Origin of the sequence: Zobellia roscoffensis (genome assembly GCF_015330165.1) — a bacterium.
Taxonomy (GTDB): Bacteria; Bacteroidota; Bacteroidia; order Flavobacteriales; family Flavobacteriaceae; genus Zobellia; species Zobellia roscoffensis.
Genome location: NZ_JADDXT010000002.1, coordinates 2,444,848 through 2,466,734, shown reverse-complemented (window position 1 = coordinate 2,466,734; position 21,887 = coordinate 2,444,848). Strand labels below are relative to the sequence as shown.

Here is a 21,887-nt window from a genome sequence, read left to right as displayed (position 1 = left end):
TTGCTTTGTTTATCCTTTTTCGGCTATGCGGAGAATATCTCCAAAAACACCACGTGCCGTAACTGCTGCTCCGGCTCCGGCACCCTGAATTACCAATGGATTTTCTCCATAGGATTCAGTATATATTTCTATTATAGAATCCGAACCTTTTACCTGCCCTAAAGCACTTTCTTTAGGCACAGAAACCAATTTTACATCTAGAATTCCTTTTTCTTCTTGAAGATTACCGTGCAAGTCGCCCACGTATCTGAGTACATGACCAGGTTCTTGGTTCTTTTTTATTTCGTTGAATTTGGCATCTACCACATCTAGGTTGTCCAGAAAGTGGTTTACATCTCCATCTCTTAATTGTTCCGGAATTAAGTTTTCGATATTTATATCGTCAAACTCATTGCTCAAATCAAGCTCTCGTGCCAAAATCAGCAACTTACGCCCAACATCGTTTCCTGAAAGGTCTTCACGAGGGTCTGGCTCCGTAAAGCCACTTTTCATTGCGGCCCTTAATATGTTCGAAAACGGCTCTTCGCTTTCAGAAAAAGTATTGAAAATATAACTTAACGAACCGGAGAAGACCCCTTTTATTCCTGTTATATTTTCCCCTGAAAGGTGCAACAACCGAATAGTATCTATTAACGGCAAACCAGCTCCTACATTGGTTTCGTATAAGTATTGTTTTTGATGTTTATCCAGTTCTTCACGTAACAGTTGATAGTAATCAAACCCAAGGGTGTTCGCTATTTTGTTTGACGAAACGATATCAAAACCGTTCTCTACAAACTCAAAATAGTGGGCCACAAAATCTTTATTTGCGGTATTATCAACCACAATCAAATTTTCTAAATGGTGCTCTTTTGTATAAGCAATGACATCTTCGATTTGATATGGAACACCTTTTTTCTCAACAGCGGATTTCCAGTTTTTAGGAGCCCCTTTTTTGTTCAAAAGTATCTTTCTAGAATTGGCTACGCCAAATACGTTCAAGTCGATTCCCTTTCGTTTCTGAATGGTTTTGTTCGACTTTAAAATCTGGTCAATAAGTGTTCCTCCCACATTTCCATGACCAAAAATAACCAAGTTTACTTTTTTGCTGATACCGAAAATCTGACCGTGCATCACGTTCAACGCTTTGCTTAAATCCGATTTTTTCAGCACAAGACTTACGTTCTTGCCAGATACCGTATTATTGAAAAGTAGCGGTGCAATTTGATTTTTAATCAATGCATTATAAGGTCTGTGAAACGTACTTAAATCCTGCCCAACAATGGAGATAACGGAAACCTCATCGAGCACCGTAATCATATTAATGTCCTTGGACTCATAATCACTTTCAAACTCCCTATCCAAAGCTCGTTTTGCATCTAGGGCCCGGTCTGCATTTACCACCAAACCGATACCACGCTCCGAAGAACCTTGCGAAATAATACTTACACTGATATTGCTCTTTTGCAATGCGCTAAAAATACGGGCATCAACACCAACTTTACCTAAAAGCCCCCTACCCTCAACATTGATTAAAGAAACATTTTCAATAACCGATAGTGATTTTATACCACCTTCTTCGGTCTTGGCACTGATCAACGTACCTTCATTATCGTTGTTGAACGTGTTTAAAATACGAAGTGGAATATTCTTCTCTATTAATGGGATGATAGTCTTAGCGTGCAAAATTGTTGCTCCAAAATTCGCCAATTCATTCGCCTCACCATAGGAAAGGTGCGATATCCTTTTCGCATCGGAAACCAAATCCGGGTTGGCCGTGTAAACCCCATCTACGTGGGTAAAATTCTGAAGCTCTTCCGCATTTAGAAAATTAGCGAACAATGCAGCAGAATAATTACTACCGTTTCTACCCAAGGTGGTGGTTTCTCCATTTTCATCAGAAGCTATAAACCCAGTAATAATCGGCACCGCATCTGTATCTAACTTAGCGAATCTGCGCAGCACATTTTCTTTTGACAAAGCCTCGTTCACGGAAGCATCCCCAAAATTAGAGTCGGTTTTTATCAGCTCCCTAGAATCGAGCATCACAGCATTGACACCTTTTCCGATAAGCAGCTTGGTGACCAATTTTACAGAGATAAGCTCACCAAAAGACAACAGCTGGTCTTTAATTTTAAGGCTATAATCCCCTAAAAGGGAAACCCCTTCCAGCAACTTTGCCAAATCTTTAAATTCTTGCGAAAGATTGACATTCTTAAACGTATGCTTTTGATATTTCTCGAAAGCCTCAAAGTCTTTATAGTAGTTTTCCCCTTTGGCTGCTTTCTCCAAAATGGCCTCTAACTGGTCCGTAGCCTTTGCACGAGCAGACAAAACAACGGCAATGTTTTCTCCTTCTTCCACCTTATCAGAAACAATATTCAGAACACGCTCCAACCCTTCGCCATTGGCGAGAGATTTTCCACCGAACTTTAAAACCTTAGCGTGTTTTGACTTTCCGTTTCTACTGAAAACAGGTTCCAGAAGTCTTTCCATTTGGTCAAATTCAATTAAAAAAGCATCGTGACCATGCAGGGAATGTACCTCTCCGTACGTTACGTTTCCGTTCGCCTGTGCCAAACGTTTAAAAGTCTCTTTATTTTCCTTTGCCGTAAAGAACAAATCAGAGTCTACACCTATAATATGAATATTAGCATCACTATTTTGTAGATCTATGAAATTCTGCTCACCATTTCTCATAACGTCAATAGTCTTGAGCAGTTGGTTCATTAATTTATAGGCCGAAAGCTGAAAACGTTCTTGTAATTTTTCACCATGGTGCATTAACCAACTCTCCACGTTAAAAACCTGAAGTTCCTCATTGGTACTTCGCTTAAAACGGTCCTTAAACGATTCCGGCGTACGGTAACACAACATGGCATGCATGCGGGCATCGTGAACCGGCTGCTTACTGTTCACCAAAAATTGCTCCTGAATCTGGCAGTTACCGATCAACCAATCCGTAGATTTCCAGTCTGACGCCACAGGAATTAAATGCTCAGTAATCTTTGGGTTGAGTGCCGCCATTTCCCAAGCGATACCTCCTCCTAAAGAACCTCCTAAAAGAGCGAACAATTTATTGATTTCAAGTTGCTGAAGACCCAATAAGAAAATTCTAGCGATGTCTCCCGCTACAAAATCCTTATAATTATCGATTATGAATTTATCGTATCCGTTACCCGGAATATTAAACGATAAAATCGTGTATTTTTTTGTATCTATACACTTGCCTTCTCCAATAAGTGCGGACCACCAGCCATCATCTCCCGTAACATTTGAGTTACCGGTTAAGGCATGGTTTACCTGAACTATGGGTGCTGTGTGCAATTCTTGACCGAACAATTGATAAGACAGCTCAATATCTTGAGTCACCCCACTGATCGTGGTATAGTTTGCTAATTTCAAATGATGTAGCATACGATATATGTTAGACCCGACCCTTGGTTAAGAGGGTCAGATCTTATTAATTTCTAAAAGAAAATTTTATATTGATTAAAGCGCTGCGAACGCGTTTTCCAAATCGGCCTTTAAGTCTTCAATATCTTCCAGACCAACTGACAAACGAATTAAGTCTTGACCGACACCCGCTCCTGCCAATTGCTCCTCATTTAACTGTTGGTGCGTAGTACTAGCTGGGTGAATGATCAATGATTTGGTATCGCCAATGTTGGCCAATAGAGAGAATACTTTAGTAGCATCGGTAAATTTCTTGGCAGCCTCAAAACCACCTTTAATTCCAAATGTTACCAATCCACTTTGTCCTTTTGGCAAATATTCTTGTGCAAGATCATAGTATTTACTGCTCTTAAGTCCTGGGTAATTTACCCACTCCACTTCATCTCTACCTTCTAACCAAGTAGCCAGTTCCAGTGCATTTTCACTATGTTGTTTGATACGAACATTTAAAGTCTCCAAACCTTGAATAATTTGAAAAGCATTAAACGGGCTCAAAGCACCTCCAAAATCACGCAATCCTTCTAAAATTAATTTAAAAGTAAAAGCAGCGGCTCCTAAAGCTTCGCTATATACCAACCCGTGGTAGCCTGCGGAAGGCTCAGTAAATTCAGGAAATTTTCCGTTGGTCCAATCAAAAGTTCCGGCATCAATGATAGCTCCCCCTAAAGACGTACCTTGACCACCAATATATTTAGTAAGCGAATGAATAACCAAGTTGGCTCCGTGCTCAATAGGGTTTAAAAGTGCTGGCGAAGCTACCGTATTATCAACGATAAAAGGAACTTGGGCAGCTTTGGCCTGTTTTGAAATCGCTTTTAAATCAAGTACATCTAATTTTGGGTTGCCCAATGATTCTACAAAGAAAGCCCTTGTATTGTCCCGAACCGCCTTGCCAAAACTTTCCGGATCGGAAGCATCAACAAAAGTGGTAGTGATTCCTAACCTTGGTAGGGTAACGTTCAACAAGTTGAAGGTACCACCGTACAAACTACTAGAAGCAACAATATGGTCTCCCGCTTTTAAAAGGGTCATTAACCCCGTAGAAATAGCCGAAGTTCCCGAAGCAAAAACAACTGCGCCTACTCCACCTTCAACTGCAGCTAAACGCTCTTGAAGAATTTGATTGGTAGGGTTGTTCAGTCGGGTGTATATAAAACCGAGTTCAGCAAGTGAAAATAAGTTTGCCGCATGATCCGTATCATTAAAAACGTACGAAGAAGTTTGATAAATGGGCACGGCACGTGTACCTCCAGTCTGAGTTGTGTCATGTCCGGCATGCAATGCGTTGGTTGAGAATTTTTGATCACTCATAATTTCTGATTTTTAATTGTTATTTAAAATAATTAAAAGCCCGACCAACCTTAGCCATATATGTTATGGCAAGGTGTAATATCTAAAAAGTTATAAGAAAGTATAAGATTAGTATGAGTAATCTGTTTTGTTATCTGTCCCTGTATAAAAGGGATAGAATGTAGCACCTTCTCTGCACAAGCGGCAAAGGGTTGCTAAGGTTTCAAAGGGTCTATTCCCTCCACCTTTCTTGATAACTATTCAATACGTGTTTGAACTTTTGGAATTACAAATATATGGTCGGCGAATTTAAATTCACCAACATTTTTGAAAAATTTACAAATTAAACGCTTTTTTAACCTCGCCTACCTTATCCAACTTTTCCCAAGTGAATAATTCCACTTCTTTTTCGATACGACCGTTGTAGGGAGATTCAAAAACTTTCTTGATTATTTTAGGTTCTTTTCCCATATGGCCATAAGCGGCAGATTCTAAATAAATAGGGTTTCGCAACTTTAATCGCTCTTCAATAGCATGTGGGCGCATATCAAAAAGCTCTTTGGTTTTGATGGCAATTTCACCGTCAGTCAAATCTACATTAGAAGTTCCGTAGGTATCCACAAAAATAGAGGTAGGTTCAACAACACCAATAGCGTAGCTCACTTGCACTAAAATCTCATCAGCGACACCTGCCGCTACTAAATTCTTTGCAATATGGCGTGCAGCGTAAGCCGCACTTCTGTCTACCTTACTCGGGTCTTTACCACTAAAAGCTCCTCCACCGTGAGCTCCTTTCCCTCCATAAGTATCAACAATAATTTTTCTACCGGTAAGACCTGCATCACCGTGAGGACCACCAATTACAAACTTTCCTGTTGGGTTGATGTGATATTTTATCTGATCATCAAAAAGACCTTGTATTACCTCTGGAAGCTGCTCAACAACCCTTGGAATCAAAATCTCAACTAAATCCTTTTTGATTTTAGCCAACATAGCCTCATCATCGTTGCTAAACGCATCATGTTGTGTAGAGATTACTATCGTATCTATTCGCTGAGGCACATTATCGTCAGAATATTCTATAGTTACCTGAGATTTGGCATCAGGACGTAGATAATCAATAATTCTACCTTCCCTGCGCAACTCGGCCAAATTCTGAAGGATTTTATGTGATATATCCAAAGCCAATGGCATGTAATTTTCAGTCTCTTTGGTAGCATAACCGAACATCATACCTTGATCACCGGCACCTTGCTGTTCTTTTTCACCACGGTCTACACCTTGGCTAATATCTTGGGATTGTTCATGAATTAGAGAAATAACGCCACAAGAATCTCCACTAAATTGATATTCACCTTTTGTGTAACCAATTTTGTTAATGACCTCTCTAGCAATAGTTTGAACGTCTAAATAAGTATTACTCTTGACCTCACCAGCCAATACTACCTGACCTGTAGTCACCATGGTTTCACAAGCAACTTTACTTTCTGGGTCAAAAGCCAAAAAGTTATCTAATAATGCGTCACTAATTTGATCGGCAACTTTATCTGGGTGTCCTTCGCTTACGGATTCGGAAGTAAATAAATATGGCATAACAAACTTTTATTTTTTGTAAAAGGATTTGAATGAATGCCGAAAAGAAGATGATGTGAATAATTCAACATCAACTGCTTTAGCATTTTTTCGTTTTTATTGCCTTTTGGCTCAAAACAGAGGTTGCAATCAGTCAAATCCCTCCTCTTTATTTTAATTAGGACGCAAAAATATAAAAAATGTTGAGTTCCCTATCTTAATATGGTGTTATTTATTGAGTCAATTGAATAAATTAATTTAACCCATATAGATTTAAGACAGGCTACAAGTCATATTTTACCGAGAAGAGTACATACCGTGGCTGTACAAAATAAGCCTGCGTTGTAAAAAACAAATCGTTTGTACTATCCCTATTTAATGTGGTCGTATTTAATAGATTAGTTCCTTTTATGCCATATTCCCAGCGACTATCTTTCTTCTGGTAGGTTAAGTTAGATTCCAGAAAGCTATACTTATTATCGATTGTATTCTCCTTGTCCGTATAATTATAATAATCATAATCTACCGTAAAAATAAAGTTCTTCAAAAAAGCGGCATCAAAACGGGCATACGGTCTACTGGTGTAATATGTGGTTTCTAAATTTCCGTTTTCATAGTTATTTACGGTATATCTGTAACCCAGTTCCAAGTTGGGGGCATTCTTAAAATTAGTTGATAATGCGCCCGTATAATTCTGAGTGAACGAATTAGAAGTACGTTGCTGACCGTCTACTAAGTTATTGGTTGTAGACCAACCAACATTAGCACGTGCAGATGCTTTTATCTTACCAAAGGTTCGCTCGTACCTTCCGTTTGCGGTTAACGACTCATCTTCAAAATTAGAATTGATCGTAGTACTTACTCTATTGATTCCAATTATATCGGCATTATTTTTTAGTGCGTCTATACGTTTGGTGTAGGCTACATTCGCAAAAATATTAGTAAAATTGAACATATTGAAGCTAAAGAAATTTAAGGAAAGGTTATGATTAAGTGCACTTTCCAAATCTCTATTCCCATTATAAAGCGAGTTATAATTATTCAATACATACCCTTGAGCAAAATTACTGACATCAGTAAAAGAGCGTGTCACCCTATAATTAAACCGTATGTTTTCTGATTTTTTAAGTTGTGCGTTTATATACATGTCCGGCAACAGTGACGTAAGGTTATCCTCTACCACACTACCCAATTGCTCATTCTTAACATTATACTGATGGAGAGTAACCCCAGGATTAAATGTAAAAATTCCCGCTATTACTTTATAATGAAACCCCAAATAAAGATCGGAGACATTGAAATTCACATCATTTTCAAAATCACTTCCCATCATATCCAAGGTGGTTTCATTATCTAAAACCTGAAAGATATCCGAGTTGAAATTCTGATGACTTTGCGTTGTACCCAACGTAAAATTTATATTGCTTTTAGAACCCAGCACCCTATAATAATCAACCTTAGCATCTACTTTATTGGTAACTATATTTTTAGATTGATTTAAATTATACAAGCTCTGATTTTCATCTACCGGAAAAATATCCACAAAGGCAAACTCATTACGAATTGCTTCATAAAAAGGGTCTTCATCCTGATATAAGTGTTGCGCCTCTACAGCAAAAATGTTCTTTTCATCTAAGGTGTAGTATATATTAAGATTTTGATTTACCGATAAAGGTTTTTGTTCTTTTACCTCAGAAATTTCATCCGTAATATCGGATATTGAAAGTACATCCACTCCCTCATTATCATCGGATTGTTTTAAAAGTCCGTCATAGTCCAACTGAAAATTGGCATTGGGCTTATATCTGGCACTCAATTTTGCCAATCCAAGATGAACCGTCTGATCGGTATTGGTTGTAGCATTCTCCACATCATTACTAGCTATATAAGCAGTATTTCGCTCAGATTTCATAAGCGTTCCGGTATAGGAATAAATACCAAATCCACTTAAGTCAAGTCCATCCGTTGGCGCATAGCTAAAATTTACCGCAGCAAACTTGGTGTCTATATCGTTAGCCCTATTATTTTGAGTAGTAGAAAGGCCTAAACCATCTGCTCCCGTAGCAATGGAACTGCCTCCTCTAGAATTTATATTTCTAAAACCTCCCGTGAAATTCCTATAATCATTACGGGTAAACGGCACCTCGCCAATGTTATTTAAATCCGTAATAATATTGATGCTGTATTTAGGACTGTAATAAAACAATTTTGGGTGGGCCAAATACCTATCATCAGGACCATACCCTGCCGTTATCTCCCCAAACCAAAAGTTCTTTTTCCCTTCTTTTAACCTTATGTTCAAAGCCACATTATCATCGTCATTTGTAAGGCCTTTCATTTGTGAGACCTCATTAAAATTCCGTAACACTTCAACTTTACTCAACGCATTCGCAGGGATATTTTCAACGGCCAATTTAGAATCACCATCAAAAAAATCTTTACCCTCAACCATAACTTTACTCACGGTTTTTCCTTCTACCTCAATCTGCCCATCATCATTTACCTCAATACCCGGTAGGTTTTCAAGCACATCTTTCAACTTTTTCTCCGTACCGGAAACAAAGGAGTCCGTGTCATATACAATAGTATCGCCCTTTACAGACACCGGCATTTCATAGGTTACCTCTACCTCATCTAACTGCGCCGCCTGCTCTTGCATTACAATATCCTTAACCGCATCAACATCTGTAGCAGTAAACGTGAAAGATTCAGTCTTAAACCCTAAGTAACTTACCTTTACCGTATACTGAAATCCAGATTTAAGCTTCAATTTATATAGGCCTGCGTGGTTCGTAATTCCATAGGACTCCAAACCTTTAGTTTCGGTATTAATGGCTATAACATTGGCCATATCCACACCTACACCCAGACTGTCCTTAACCGTACCTGTTAGCGAAATTTCTTGGGCCCAGCCCATTGCAACCACCAAGAAGAAGGTGATAAGAAATAATAGATTCTTCATTATTATTTTTGTAAGATGTGAAAAGTAACTTGTTTATGGAAAGAACTATTACTGGGGACGTCCGCCTCCCCGACCTCCTCGGTTTCTGAAATTTTCACGCATCTCTTTCATTTTTTCTTGCGAGATTTTATCATATTCCGCTTGGGTCACTTTTTTACCCTTGCTAGGTGCCTTGATCTCTATTTTTTCATTTGGGTTCAAAGTAATTTCAGAACATACTATTGTAGTAATATCATCACTAACAGCAAGTATTAATCCTGGAAGCCCCCAATATGTAGACGGACCTTGATTTACGGGTATTTCTGGTGTATACCATGCTACAACCTCTACTTCTTTTATTGTGAATTCCTCTTCTTTTTTCTCCTCTTCATTATCTCTATTAGGTCTACGGAAAATAGCCCTCATATTCGTTCTTTTTATTGTCTTGGTAGCTGTTGCTTTAAACGCCGTATAATTGCCTATTTGCTTGGTATCGCTCTCTAGTTTCCAGTCTAGTTTTTCCAACTCATCATCAACAAGAAAAATTTTACCCAAAAGCTCATTCTTTACTAAATACCTCTGGTCTTTTATATTCTTGTACAAATCTCCATCTGTACCTGACATTCCTCCAAACCTTGGACCACGCCCGCCCTGTCTACCTCCGGGCTGCTCTAACTGCTCTTCTTCTTCGTAAATGGATTCTGTTTGGTTAAAATTAAGTTCAAAGGTTTTTTCATTGGCCTTCTTTATACGCTCCATTATCTCTTTTTTACGATCTTCCGGCATTTGTCTATTGCCAAAATCCATATCTACTTGCGTCTTACTAAAGTAAACTGCCTTTCCTTGAAAATCTTGAGCTTGTAAGCTTCCGTAGAACAAAACAAAGACCAATACTATATACCATCTATTTTCCATAATGCTAGTTAGTTAATATGATTTTAAGACTGTTTAAATATCATTTGGTTTAATCCAACTAGTAAAAGAAATTTTTAAAACACCTTACATTTTTTATATTGTGAATAAAATATGTTTTTACTTCCTAGAGTTATCTTGTATCTTGTACCTTCTAATTCCACTAGGAACAACAACACAACCATTAATTAATAAAGCTCTATGCACATAGCAGTTGCCGGAAACATCGGTGCAGGAAAAACAACCTTAACAAGGTTACTAGCAAAACATTACAACTGGGAAGCCAATTTTGAAGATGTAGTAGACAACCCGTATTTAGATGATTTCTACAATCAAATGGAACGCTGGAGTTTTAACCTTCAGATATACTTTTTGAACCATAGGTTTCGTCAAATCCTTCAAATTAGGGAAAGCGGCAAGGATATTATACAGGATCGTACCATTTACGAAGATGCCTATATTTTTGCGCCCAATTTACATGCCATGGGCCTATTGACCAATAGAGATTTTGAAAATTACAAGAGCCTTTTTGAGTTGATGGAGAGTTTGGTACAACCACCCGATCTACTTATTTATTTACGTAGTTCCATTCCTAATTTGGTAAAGCAAATTCATAAAAGGGGACGGGAATATGAAAATAGTATTTCCATTGACTACCTAAGCCGACTTAATGAACGTTATGAAGCTTGGATTCATGGGTATACGAAAGGAAACCTTTTAATAATTGATGTAGACGACTTAGATTTTGTTGATGAACCTGAAGATTTAGGTACAATCATTAATAAAATTGACGCTGAAATTAATGGCTTATTCTAAATAACCTTTAAACTACAAACCCATTTTTACGTGCATGAACAATAGCCTGCTCACTACTTTCCACGAGTAGCACAGGTGTAGTTTTGTAGGTTTCAAACAATCCGCTTACGCGTTCCATTTTTCTTTTGTGAGCCACACTCCTCAAATAAATGGCACTTATTTGATTAGGATAGAGTTCTGCAATTTCCTTATAGATATCCGCATCATACTCACCACTATCCCCAATTAAGATAAATTTTAAACTTGGATAGGTTTTTAGGATGTTCAAAATCTCCTTTTGTTTTTGAGGTTTTTCACCCTGCTTCTTTCTCAGTCCCAAACGCGGAAAGTTTCGAAGTAGAATAGGTCCTTTTGGAAAATTATTTTTCTGTAGAAAATACTCTAAATACCGATACAGGTTCCATGGGCTGTGACTCACATAAAAAATAGGATTAGCTTCTTGCCCAGAACCACCTCTATGCAATAAAGAATAAAACTCCGCAGCGCCTTCAAGCGGAGTACGCTTACTTGCCCTTTTAAAAAGAGTGTTAAATACTACACGCCACTTTAATGACGAAACAACACCCGTATGCAAAATTGTATCGTCTATATCACTAATTACCCCGAACCGGGCCTTCTCTGACGGAATTAAAAGCTCACCTGGAAAACGGTTCTGATGTAAAACCTCCCGTCTTAAATCACTATTGGCATATGCCATTTCATAGCTCAACCAACCTTCTTCATTGGTCAATTGTCTCAGGTTTTCCAATGGTTCATCAAAAATATAATACCCCCTACCATCCGTTTTTCCAGTAAACGACTTACTGTTACCTAGCTTTAGCCTAACCGGAGTATTTCTAATTTCGTCAGTCTCAAATCGCTTATAACTGTTCCAAATTAAATTTATGAAACCCTTTCTAGACAAATCTATTTCCTCGTCTTCTAAAGCTCTTCCCCGTGCATAAAAATGCGAATCAGTACCATAGCTCTGAAAAGCAATAATCTGTAACTTATCTTTCTTCCCGAATAAACCCATAGTAACACCAAATATACTTAAATATAGTACTTAGACCCACCCATAAACACTTCAAAAGTACGGTTTACGCATTCAAAGGTAAGCTTCACTCATTGCTTGTTTTTATTCATTCGGATAGCATGTAGGTTTATATATGTTTAACCATGCCGTTCCATTGGAAAGGCGCAAAATCCATATTCTATGAAACCCAAGAAAAATCCGCAAAAAGATTTAAACCGCAACCGTCCCATTTATTTTCTATTTGGACTACTTTTTGTTTTAATGCTTACTCTTGCCGCATTTGAATGGAAAACTTACGACCATCATTATGATTATGATGTTTCTATGAATCTAGAGGACGAACTCACTGAAGAACTTCCAATTTTGGTAGAATTCAAAACACCACCTCCTCCAAAACAGATTCAGGCACCACCTATAATTGAAGTCATTGATAATGAGGACGAGGAAATAGAAGATGTGTTTGAATCTACAGAAACCAATCAAGATGAAGAAATACTGGACGTATCAGACATAGAGGTTTTAGAAACGGATGAGCCCGAAGAAATGTCGTTCATGGTTATTGAAGATGTACCCGTTTTTCCTGGATGTGAAAAGGAAAAGGAAAAACGCCTTTGTTTTCAGAGAATGATGAACAAACACATTGCCAAAAACTTCAGGTATCCTGAAGCTGCTCAAGAAATGGGCATTCAAGGCAGAGTGAATATCATGTTCGTTATTCAAAAAGACGGTAGTATTGGCAATGTACAATTACGAGGACCTGATAAGAGTCTTGAAAAAGAAGCCAAGAGAATTATTGATAAACTTCCGCAAATGAAACCTGGAAAACAAAGAGGCACGCCAGTACGGGTACCTTTTAGTATTCCTATCACATTTAAACTTCATTAAATACCATAAAAAAAGGGACTGCAAAACAGTCCCTTTTTTAATAAAATTGAATTAGCTATTTTTTAATATCTATCGTTTTTATGGTGATTTCGGTTTCTTTACCTTTATTCAGTTCCACATCTTTTTCAAAAGCCATCAGTTGGTTCTTAACATCAGATTCGGTTCCTTTAAAAACTTTCTCTTGAGCGAATTTCTCTCCATTTACAACTGTAGTATAGGCAATTGTTGCCTCGGCCATATCCGCATCAAAGGCATTCATTTCAACTTTAATTTCGTTGTTACCTTCAATTTCAGCCAGACCCGTTGTATTCATTGCGATACTAGGTGCAATTACCAAAGCCACAACAGACATTAATTTTAAAAGAATATTCAAAGAAGGACCCGAAGTATCTTTAAAAGGATCACCAACAGTATCGCCCACAACTGCTGCTTTATGTGCATCGGTACCCTTGCGGCCATCGGATTCTATCATTTTTTTAGCGTTATCCCACGCACCACCGGCATTAGATTGGAAGATTGCCATTAACACACCACAGGTAGTTACACCAGCCAAAAGACCACCTAACATCTCTGCACCACCAATAAAACCAACTGCCACAGGTACAGCAATAGCCAATAAACCAGGTAACACCATTTCTTTAATAGATGCTTTTGTAGAAATATCCACACATTTGTCATATTCTGCATATCCATCAGCTGCATCAAAAATGGCTCGCTGCTCAGGCGTTGCCTTAGACATATCTGTATCTACTTCTCGCATAACCTGCAAAGCTGCTTTTAACTGTGGTATATCTCTAAATTGACGCCTAACTTCTTCTATCATTGCCATAGCCGCACGACCAACTGCATTCATTGATAAGGCCGAAAAAACAAATGGAAGCATCCCTCCTACCAAGAGACCTGCCATGATTTTAGGCTGAGACACATCAATAGAAGTTACATTAGCCACTTTCATAAAAGCCGAAAACAAAGCCAAAGCCGTCAGCGCCGCAGAAGCAATAGCAAAACCTTTACCAATTGCCGCTGTAGTATTACCAACCGCATCTAATTTATCCGTACGTTCTCTAACCTCAGAAGGCAATTCTGCCATCTCCGCAATACCACCGGCATTATCCGAAATGGGTCCATAAGCATCTACTGCTAATTGAATACCCGTATTGGCCAACATACCTACAGCGGCAATCGCAATACCATATAACCCCGCAAAATGATGTGACACCAAAATTGCTGCAGCAATCAATATTATAGGAATCATGGTAGACATCATACCTACGCCCAAACCAGCAATAATATTTGTTGCCGCACCTGTTTCCGATTGTTTTACAATAGAGTTGACCGGTTTTGTACCAGTACCTGTGTAATATTCAGTAATCTTACCTACACCTAAACCAGCTACTAAACCGGCAATCGTAGCAATGAAAATACCCATAGCACCCATTGGCAGACCTTCTACACTCTCAGGAATCAAAGCATTAATTATAAAATAAGAAGCGATAACCATAAGTCCGGCCGAACCGAACTCTCCAATATTCAATGCAGTTTGAGGATTTCCACCATCTTTTACTTTGACAAAGAAAGTCCCGATAATTGACATGATGATTCCTACTGCCGCAAGAACCAGTGGTAAGTATACGGCACCCATTCCTCCAAAATCCGGAGTAATAATAAAAGCCCCTAAAACCATGGTTCCGATAATTGAACCTACATATGATTCGAACAAATCAGCTCCCATACCGGCAACATCCCCCACATTATCACCAACATTATCTGCAATAGTAGCAGGGTTTAAAGGGTGATCTTCTGGAATACCTGCCTCAACCTTACCTACCAAATCCGCACCAACATCTGCTGCTTTCGTATAAATACCACCTCCTACACGGGCAAAAAGAGCTATAGAAGAAGCTCCTAAAGAAAACCCTGAGAGTACATTCAATACCAATCCTAAATTATCCGCGCCGGGCCACATGCCTTGGTATAACATAAAAAGACCACTTAGCCCCAAAACACCCAAACCAACAACACCAAGTCCCATCACAGCTCCTCCGGCAAAAGCAACCTCAAGTGCTTTACCCAAAGATGTACGCGCAGCCTGTGTTGTTCTTACATTGGCCTTAGTTGCTACTTTCATGCCAATAAAACCGGCCAGCGCAGAACATATGGCTCCCACGATAAAGGATAGGGCAACCATTCCGTTAGAGCCTACCTCGTTGCTTCCTTTAAAGTAAAGGAGCACTGCAACGGCCAACACAAAAATTGCAAGGATTTTGTACTCGGCTTTCAAGAAAGACATTGCTCCATCTGCAATGTTCTTTGCTATCCGTGCCATTTTGGCGTCACCTTCGTCTTGTTTGCTCACCCATACATTTTTGACGAAAACGAACACTAGCGCCAATATTCCAAATACTGGCAAAAATTTCACTATTAATTCCATTCGAGTTGATATTTAAGATTTCTAATGCCAACTAAAGTAATGAAATTGATCCTATAAAAAAAAGCCTTTTTTATTGCTAAAAAAGGCTTTTAATAAGGTGATAATTATTTATATCGTAAAAGTGCGTTTCTTTTTAAAATCACTTTCATCGTATCGTTGAACACATTCGTGATAGATTTTAACCGCTTCTTCGGCATCACCCCATCCACCAGTATCAACTTTTTTCTTTTCCAAATCCTTGTATACCTTAAAGAAATGTTCAATCTCTTTTAAACGGTGTGGATTCAAATCACTAATATCATGGTTGTTGCTCCATATAGGATCAGAAACAGGCACACAGATAATTTTTTCATCCGGCCCTTTTTCATCGGTCATATGAAAAACACCAATTGGTCTTACTTCCATAACCACCATAGGATAAGTAGGTTCCGCACCCATTACCAAAACATCTAATGGATCTTTATCCAATGCTAATGTTTCAGGAATGAAACCGTAATCCCCAGGATACATCATAGATGAAAAAAGCATACGGTCAAAACGTATTTTATGTAATGTAAAGTCGTATTCGTATTTATTTCTACTTCCTTTTGGAATCTCTATTAAAACATCAAAAGTTATGTCAGCTTTTTTTCCCATTTTTTAGGTTTATTTTACAGCTGCGAAGGTACAAAAATGCACACGTGCCAAACCCCAAATTTTGAAAAAACATCAGGCTTTTCTGTAATTATTAGAATTCTCAAATTATTAAGACCTTCATTGCGGAAATAAGAATTTACAGATAATAAATTCTAAATAACTCTAAACGAATGAACTAAGAAAAAACCTTATACTCAAAAGATTACACTAGAAGTCAAAACCAAATGTTCCGGTAATGCTAAAAGGACGTGCATCAGGAGCATCTAAATAATTACCTCTAAAATTAAAATCTATTCTAAGAATCTTAAAGATATTACCTATACCAAATGAATATTCGTAGTAAATTTTATCCGAGGGTGCTTGCAACGGTGTATTTATGGTTGCCGGCGCACTTAATGCAATATTCTCATCTGACAAATCTCCCCAAACCCCTCTTAATCCAATAATTTCACGCAAATTTAGCTTTCGCAATAATGGCACCCTAGAAAAAAGGCGACCATTGAAATTATGCTGAAGGTGCAACGCCACATAAGTATCAGTAACAAACTCATAAAAATCAAGGTTAGGAAAAGTACCGTAATTAGAAAAGAAGGTCTGGTTACCTGGCACAACATTTAACAAACCTAGGGGTACGTCATTAAAAGTTTTTCCCATTTCCAAAGTAGAGAACAACCTACCAAAGCCCCCAATTTGCCATGGCTGGCTATATGAAAACTGTAATTTGCTGTAGCTAAAATCACTGTCAAAAACCATATCTACACCTTTGGTATAACTTAACAACAATGTACTATAGTCATCATTCATGCCTTTGCGCTCTACCCCGTAACCAATGGTTCTTTTTCCAGGTGTATAAATCAATAAGGCATTAAAATCAAACTGACGAATTTCTGAAGAAACACCAGTAGGCGATTCCGGATCAATATAATCTAGACTAAAATCATCTGGCAACGCAGAACTCAAAGTCCTAAAGGCTCCACCCACACCAAATCTTAGATTAGTTACCGGTTCTATTTCTATATTAAACGTACTTAGGTTTATATTAGTAAGCCTGTTGTTAGCTCCTACCGTTACCAATGACGATGAAGCAATACTTCTACCCAGCACATCATTTGTAGCCGTAAGGCTTACCCCTAGCTGTTCTATATCTCGCCGATTACCTCCAGAAACTATCAGTCGGTTTTTTCTATCTAACAATAATTTACCAGACACACCATGTTTTAGTTTATGATCTTCAAAACCATAAGCGGCATACCCTTCTACTCGCCATAAATCATTCTCTCCAAAATAAGAACGCGCACCTAAACGTACACGTGGTCCTTCCGCTTGATTGTAACCAAAAACATCATATACAGAACCGATATCCATATTCCACTTATCGATTTCCACATAACCACTTCCCAAGATACTGACTAAATTGTAGTACGACTTAAATTTAGGAACCGTCTTTAAAGTATCCAACAACTGATAGATTCCTTTTTCATCTTTATTCAAGGATTCAAGCCTGTTGCTTTCCCAAAAAGAACTATCCCTGTTCTGTATTATAGGGTCATATGGATTGCTCTCAACTTTATAAAATTCTTTAGGTTTCTTTTTATCAAACTCGTAGTTATCAAAAACAGTAGTACGCTTACCGTACATACCTCTAGATTCTTCTTTTTTCTGAAAGCTGAAATCGCTCATCATGTAATCCCTCTTTAGAAGAAATACCGAGTCATTAACAACTTCAAAATCCTGTTCAATATAAATTTCCTTTACCCAGTTGATGTTGGCACTTTTGGTAACCTCAAGATTAATGTTCTTAACCGCATACGTAGTATCGTTCACCCAGAAATCTCCTTTAAACGTAAGTTCGTTCTTTCGCCTAGGATAATAAACAATATTGTAACACCACTTATCTTCTATGAATGCACTGTCTCGCAACGCATAATTATAGACATCCACACCAGTTCGTGATAACGGACTTGTAAAACTTTTATCGAAAAATTTTAAGTAATTATCATATATATCATATTCTTGATAAAGATCTGCAATGAAAGCTATGATAGACTGATTGTTATCAAAACCCGAGTTTTTATTTCCTAAAATATCTTCTTTTTCTTCATCAAGACGATTATCTCCATAGACTTTAGAAAAGGTTTCGTTCAAAAATATAGGTAGATAAGTTTTACCCGTAATACGGGAAGTATCTAAATCTTTAAAGACAAATTCCAGGCCTTTAAAGATTTTCTTTTTCATTAAGGCACTATCAATAGTATTCAAGTCAAATTCTACCTTTTCATACTTCTCAAAGGCATATTGATTAAACTTTCGCAGACCGTTCTCTCGCTTCTTCGCCCATATTTTTCTCAATATATCTATGGCGGGGTTATTCTTTTTAGGTTGTTTCCCTCCAACAAGTACAACTTCATCTAACTGCTGAGAAGACTCTTTCATGACCACATTCATCTTATAGGTCACTTTAGAGGTCAGCGAAAACTCTACATTCTCATAACCAATAAAGGATATTACAAGAGTATCATAATTTTCATCAGATTCCATATAAAAATTACCGTTGTCATCTGTAATCGTACCCTCATACGAACCTTTGAATATAATATTGGCGAAAGCTACCGGCTGGTTATCTTCGTCTACAACTATACCTCCAACTTTTGTTTGCGCACCGGCAACAAAAGAAAAAAGCAGCAACATAAATAATAGAAGGTTTTTCATTGAAGAAATTTTCTCTGTACTATATAAACAAATAATGTACCAGAAGAGATTATATTGTAAATCTAGGTTTGTTTTTATTCAAAAAATTAATGTGCTGTCAAATTTCTTCTACAAAAGCCTAAATCCATACTAAAAGACACTAAACCTAACTGTTAAAAAAAAATGCTTCGCCAACACTAAGTCGGCGAAGCAAAAGTACCTTTACAAATTTATTCTATCTATTTGTATAACACTTTCTTAACAGCGTTAACCACATCTGTATGATTTGGCAACCATTCTGCTAGCAATACAGGAGAATATGGCGCAGGTGTATCTGCAGTATTTATCTTCTCTATGGGTGCATCTAAATAATCAAATGCGTGAGACTGTATATGAAAAGTTAATTCAGTGGCTACATTACCAAAAGGCCAAGCCTCTTCTAAAATAACCAAACGATTTGTTTTCTTAACCGACTTTAAAACAGCTTCGTAATCCAATGGCTTAACGGTACGCAAGTCAATGATTTCACAGCTTATTCCTTCTTTTTGAAGTTCATCTGCCGCTTTATCGGCCTCTTTTATTATTTTTCCAAAAGACACGATAGTTACATCACTACCTTCTCTTCTGATATCGGCAACGCCCAATGGAATTGTATAGTCTCCTTCAGGAACCTCACCTTTATCACCATACATCTGCTCAGACTCCATAAAAATAACCGGGTCATTATCACGAATAGCTGCTTTCAACAATCCTTTTGCATCTGCAGGATTAGAAGGGATAACTACTTTTAGCCCCGGACAGTTGGCGTACCAACTTTCAAAAGCTTGTGAATGCGTAGCACCCAATTGACCCGCAGAACCAGTAGGCCCTCTAAAAACTATGGGGCAAGGAAATTGTCCGCCGGACATTTGACGGATCTTAGCTGCATTATTGATGATCTGGTCGATACCCACCAAAGCAAAGTTGAAAGTCATGAACTCTATTATAGGACGGCAACCGGTCATGGTAGAACCCACGCCTATACCTGCAAAACCCAATTCGGCAATAGGGGTGTCAATAACACGTTTGGCACCAAACTCGTCCAACATTCCTTTAGAGGCTTTGTAAGCACCGTTGTACTCGGCCACTTCTTCACCCATCAGGTAAATTGACTCGTCTTTTCTCATTTCTTCCGACATCGCCTCGACAATGGCTTCCCTAAATTGTAATGTCTTCATATTATATGGAGTATCTTTTTTTAATGAACGTTAAAAACGCAAGCAAAAATAGGAAAATATATATCAAATAAAGGGCTCTAAGAATCAAAAAAAGTTATAAAAAATACTATGCATGCATAGTATTTTCGAAAAAGTTTACATATCTTCGTGTAGATTATAAACAGCTTTATAGACATGAAAATATTAGTTTGCATAAGTAACGTTCCTGACACGACCTCCAAAATTAACTTTACGGATGGTGATACAAAATTTGATACTAATGGTGTACAGTTCGTAATCAACCCCAATGATGAGTTTGGTCTAACACGTGCCATGTGGTTTAAGGAAAAACAAGGTGCTACAGTACATATTGCCACAGTTGGAGAAGCCAGTGTAGAACCAACAATGCGTAAAGCCCTTGCCATAGGTGCTGACGAAGCCATAAGAGTTAATGCCGCTCCTACTGACGGTTTTTTCGTTGCAGAACAATTGGCTAACATAATTAAGGACGGAACCTACGACCTTGTTATAGCCGGAAGGGAAAGTATTGATTATAACGGAGGAATGGTACCAGGAATTTTAGCCACTCTTTTAGGAATGAACTTCGTAAATAGCTGTATTAGCCTAGAAATAGAAGGTTCAACAGCTACTGCGATTAGAGAAATTGATGGTGGCAAAGAAACAGTACAAACGTCATTGCCCCTAGTTATTGGAGGACAAAAAGGACTTGTACAGGAAAGCGATTTAAAAATACCCAACATGCGTGGTATTATGATGGCACGAAAAAAGACACTTAACGTAGTAGAACCAATTGATGCTACTGTTGCAACAAAGGATGTCAAATTTGATAAACCCGTAGCTAAAGGAGCTGTTAAATTGGTCAATTCTGCGGATGAGCTAGTAGACTTACTTCACAATGAAGCTAAAGTAATTTAATTGTTACATAGGTTTTTAATCTCTATAGATTGGTCTTATTGACCAAAAACTTAGAAATCAACTTAAGTAGCTAAGGTTATCTCAACAAAATAAAACAATACACAATGTCAGTATTAGTATATACAGAATCCGAAAACGGAAAATTCAAAAAAAGTGCCTTTGAAGTGGCATCATACGCCAAGGCAGTGGCGGATCAACTAGGTTCATCGGTTACGGCAATTTCTTTTAATACCGAAAGTAACGATCAATTAGGAACTTATGGAGTTTCCAAAGTATTAAATGTAGCTGATGATAAATTAACCACATTCAATGCCCTAGCTTATGCCAACAGTATAGTACAAGCCGCACAAAGCGAAAACACACAAGTAATCATAGTAAGCTCTAGCACAAACAGTAAATTTTTAGCCCCCATTGTCGCAGCTAAATTAAAAGCAGGTTACGTGCCCAATGTTGTTGCCGCACCAGAGGGGACTTCTCCATTTAGCGTAAAGCGTACTGCTTTTAGTAATAAAGGCTTTGCTCATACAGAAATTACTACGGAAACCAAGGTAATTGGTGTTTCCAATAATTCTTTTGGCGTAAAGGAAAATCAAACCACTGCGGCCATAGAGACTTTTAATTCCAATGTAAATGATGCTGATTTTTCTGTTAAATCTATTGAAATAGATAAGGTTGCAGGTCAAGTCAGTATTGCAGATGCAGATATTGTAGTTTCTGGAGGAAGAGGCCTTAAAGGACCAGAGAACTGGGGAATGATAGAGGAACTAGCCGAAGTTCTTGGCGCAGCTACGGCTTGCTCTAAACCAGTTTCTGATATGGGATGGAGGCCACATGGCGAGCATGTTGGACAAACTGGAAAACCTGTTGCATCCAATCTTTATATCGCTATTGGTATTTCAGGTGCCATTCAACATTTAGCAGGAGTAAGCGCTTCTAAAACCAAAGTTGTTATCAACTCTGACCCTGAAGCACCATTTTTTAAAGCTGCAGACTACGGAATTGTAGGCGATGCCTTTGAAGTAGTACCAAAACTCATAGAAAAATTAAAGGAATTTAAAGCTCAGAACGCTTAATTTTTGTTAATTTGCGCTCATTAAAGGGCTGTTTAAATGCACGGTACGCCCGTATTTAAAC

At 38.0% G+C, this 21,887-nt stretch carries 14 protein-coding genes and 1 riboswitch; of the genes, 4 read left to right on the top strand and 10 right to left on the bottom strand.

From position 1 onward, the window contains the following. Positions 1-9: 9 nt before the first annotated feature. From thrA to IWC72_RS10285, 5 genes are all read right to left on the bottom strand, one after another. Entirely contained in the window at positions 10-3,396 is a 3,387-nt protein-coding gene (thrA, locus tag IWC72_RS10305; protein WP_194529722.1) for a bifunctional aspartate kinase/homoserine dehydrogenase I, read from the bottom strand. Between the two features lie 75 nt (positions 3,397-3,471). Beyond that, the gene (locus tag IWC72_RS10300) at positions 3,472-4,746 is read right to left on the bottom strand and encodes an O-acetylhomoserine aminocarboxypropyltransferase/cysteine synthase family protein (RefSeq protein WP_194529721.1); all 1,275 of its coding nucleotides are present in this window, start codon (positions 4,744-4,746) and stop codon (positions 3,472-3,474) included. A 127-nt stretch (positions 4,747-4,873) separates the two neighbouring features. Then, positions 4,874-4,985, bottom strand: a riboswitch (SAM riboswitch). A gap of 76 nt (positions 4,986-5,061) precedes the next feature. After that, entirely contained in the window at positions 5,062-6,318 is a 1,257-nt protein-coding gene (gene metK, locus IWC72_RS10295; RefSeq protein ID WP_194529720.1) for a methionine adenosyltransferase, read from the bottom strand. 262 nt (positions 6,319-6,580) lie between these two features. Next, the gene (locus IWC72_RS10290) at positions 6,581-9,259 is read right to left on the bottom strand and encodes a TonB-dependent receptor (protein WP_194529719.1); all 2,679 of its coding nucleotides are present in this window, start codon (positions 9,257-9,259) and stop codon (positions 6,581-6,583) included. Positions 9,260-9,307: 48 nt separating this feature from the next. Further along, positions 9,308-10,153 carry a GLPGLI family protein gene (locus IWC72_RS10285; protein WP_194529718.1) on the bottom strand — a complete coding sequence of 282 codons (846 nt, stop codon included), beginning with the start codon at positions 10,151-10,153 and terminating at the stop codon, positions 9,308-9,310. A 198-nt stretch (positions 10,154-10,351) separates the two neighbouring features. On the opposite strand from IWC72_RS10285, the gene IWC72_RS10280 reads away from it, so the two are divergent. Next, a complete protein-coding gene (locus tag IWC72_RS10280; RefSeq protein WP_194529717.1) occupies positions 10,352-10,966 on the top strand; it encodes a deoxynucleoside kinase in 615 nt (204 codons plus the stop codon). Between the two features lie 7 nt (positions 10,967-10,973). Here IWC72_RS10280 and IWC72_RS10275 read toward each other — a convergent pair whose 3' ends face one another. After that, a complete protein-coding gene (locus IWC72_RS10275) occupies positions 10,974-11,981 on the bottom strand; it encodes an App1 family protein (RefSeq protein ID WP_194529716.1) in 1,008 nt (335 codons plus the stop codon). A 180-nt stretch (positions 11,982-12,161) separates the two neighbouring features. Here IWC72_RS10275 and IWC72_RS10270 point away from each other — a divergent pair, with 180 nt between their 5' ends. Continuing rightward, on the top strand, positions 12,162-12,866 hold the full coding sequence (locus IWC72_RS10270; RefSeq protein ID WP_194526114.1) for an energy transducer TonB: 705 nt from the start codon (positions 12,162-12,164) through the stop codon (positions 12,864-12,866). Positions 12,867-12,921: 55 nt separating this feature from the next. Here the strand turns inward: IWC72_RS10270 and IWC72_RS10265 are convergent, their stop codons facing one another. From IWC72_RS10265 to IWC72_RS10250, 4 genes are all read right to left on the bottom strand, one after another. Next, on the bottom strand, positions 12,922-15,297 hold the full coding sequence (locus IWC72_RS10265) for a sodium-translocating pyrophosphatase (RefSeq protein ID WP_194529715.1): 2,376 nt from the start codon (positions 15,295-15,297) through the stop codon (positions 12,922-12,924). 108 nt (positions 15,298-15,405) lie between these two features. Continuing rightward, positions 15,406-15,933 carry an inorganic diphosphatase gene (locus IWC72_RS10260; RefSeq protein ID WP_194526112.1) on the bottom strand — a complete coding sequence of 176 codons (528 nt, stop codon included), beginning with the start codon at positions 15,931-15,933 and terminating at the stop codon, positions 15,406-15,408. 207 nt (positions 15,934-16,140) lie between these two features. Continuing rightward, the gene (locus IWC72_RS10255; RefSeq protein ID WP_194529714.1) at positions 16,141-18,642 is read right to left on the bottom strand and encodes a DUF5686 family protein; all 2,502 of its coding nucleotides are present in this window, start codon (positions 18,640-18,642) and stop codon (positions 16,141-16,143) included. A gap of 218 nt (positions 18,643-18,860) precedes the next feature. Next, positions 18,861-19,838, bottom strand: coding sequence for a pyruvate dehydrogenase complex E1 component subunit beta (locus IWC72_RS10250; RefSeq protein WP_194526110.1), 978 nt, complete (start codon positions 19,836-19,838; stop codon positions 18,861-18,863). Between the two features lie 174 nt (positions 19,839-20,012). Between IWC72_RS10250 and IWC72_RS10245 the strand changes: the two genes are divergently transcribed. Together IWC72_RS10245 and IWC72_RS10240 are read left to right on the top strand one after the other, a co-directional pair. Then, a complete protein-coding gene (locus IWC72_RS10245; protein WP_194529713.1) occupies positions 20,013-20,753 on the top strand; it encodes an electron transfer flavoprotein subunit beta/FixA family protein in 741 nt (246 codons plus the stop codon). 104 nt (positions 20,754-20,857) lie between these two features. Further along, positions 20,858-21,826: an electron transfer flavoprotein subunit alpha/FixB family protein gene (locus tag IWC72_RS10240; RefSeq protein ID WP_194529712.1), complete on the top strand. Its 969-nt coding sequence runs from the start codon at positions 20,858-20,860 to the stop codon at positions 21,824-21,826. Positions 21,827-21,887 lie beyond the last annotated feature (61 nt).

Coding starts and splice junctions, on each gene's coding strand:
- thrA (WP_194529722.1), bottom strand. CDS start 3,396: ATGCTACATCATTTGAAATTAGCAAACTATACCACGATCAGTGGGGTG.
- IWC72_RS10300 (WP_194529721.1), bottom strand. CDS start 4,746: ATGAGTGATCAAAAATTCTCAACCAACGCATTGCATGCCGGACATGAC.
- metK (WP_194529720.1), bottom strand. CDS start 6,318: ATGCCATATTTATTTACTTCCGAATCCGTAAGCGAAGGACACCCAGAT.
- IWC72_RS10290 (WP_194529719.1), bottom strand. CDS start 9,259: ATGAAGAATCTATTATTTCTTATCACCTTCTTCTTGGTGGTTGCAATG.
- IWC72_RS10285 (WP_194529718.1), bottom strand. CDS start 10,153: ATGGAAAATAGATGGTATATAGTATTGGTCTTTGTTTTGTTCTACGGA.
- IWC72_RS10280 (WP_194529717.1), top strand. CDS start 10,352: ATGCACATAGCAGTTGCCGGAAACATCGGTGCAGGAAAAACAACCTTA.
- IWC72_RS10275 (WP_194529716.1), bottom strand. CDS start 11,981: ATGGGTTTATTCGGGAAGAAAGATAAGTTACAGATTATTGCTTTTCAG.
- IWC72_RS10270 (WP_194526114.1), top strand. CDS start 12,162: ATGAAACCCAAGAAAAATCCGCAAAAAGATTTAAACCGCAACCGTCCC.
- IWC72_RS10265 (WP_194529715.1), bottom strand. CDS start 15,297: ATGGAATTAATAGTGAAATTTTTGCCAGTATTTGGAATATTGGCGCTA.
- IWC72_RS10260 (WP_194526112.1), bottom strand. CDS start 15,933: ATGGGAAAAAAAGCTGACATAACTTTTGATGTTTTAATAGAGATTCCA.
- IWC72_RS10255 (WP_194529714.1), bottom strand. CDS start 18,642: ATGAAAAACCTTCTATTATTTATGTTGCTGCTTTTTTCTTTTGTTGCC.
- IWC72_RS10250 (WP_194526110.1), bottom strand. CDS start 19,838: ATGAAGACATTACAATTTAGGGAAGCCATTGTCGAGGCGATGTCGGAA.
- IWC72_RS10245 (WP_194529713.1), top strand. CDS start 20,013: ATGAAAATATTAGTTTGCATAAGTAACGTTCCTGACACGACCTCCAAA.
- IWC72_RS10240 (WP_194529712.1), top strand. CDS start 20,858: ATGTCAGTATTAGTATATACAGAATCCGAAAACGGAAAATTCAAAAAA.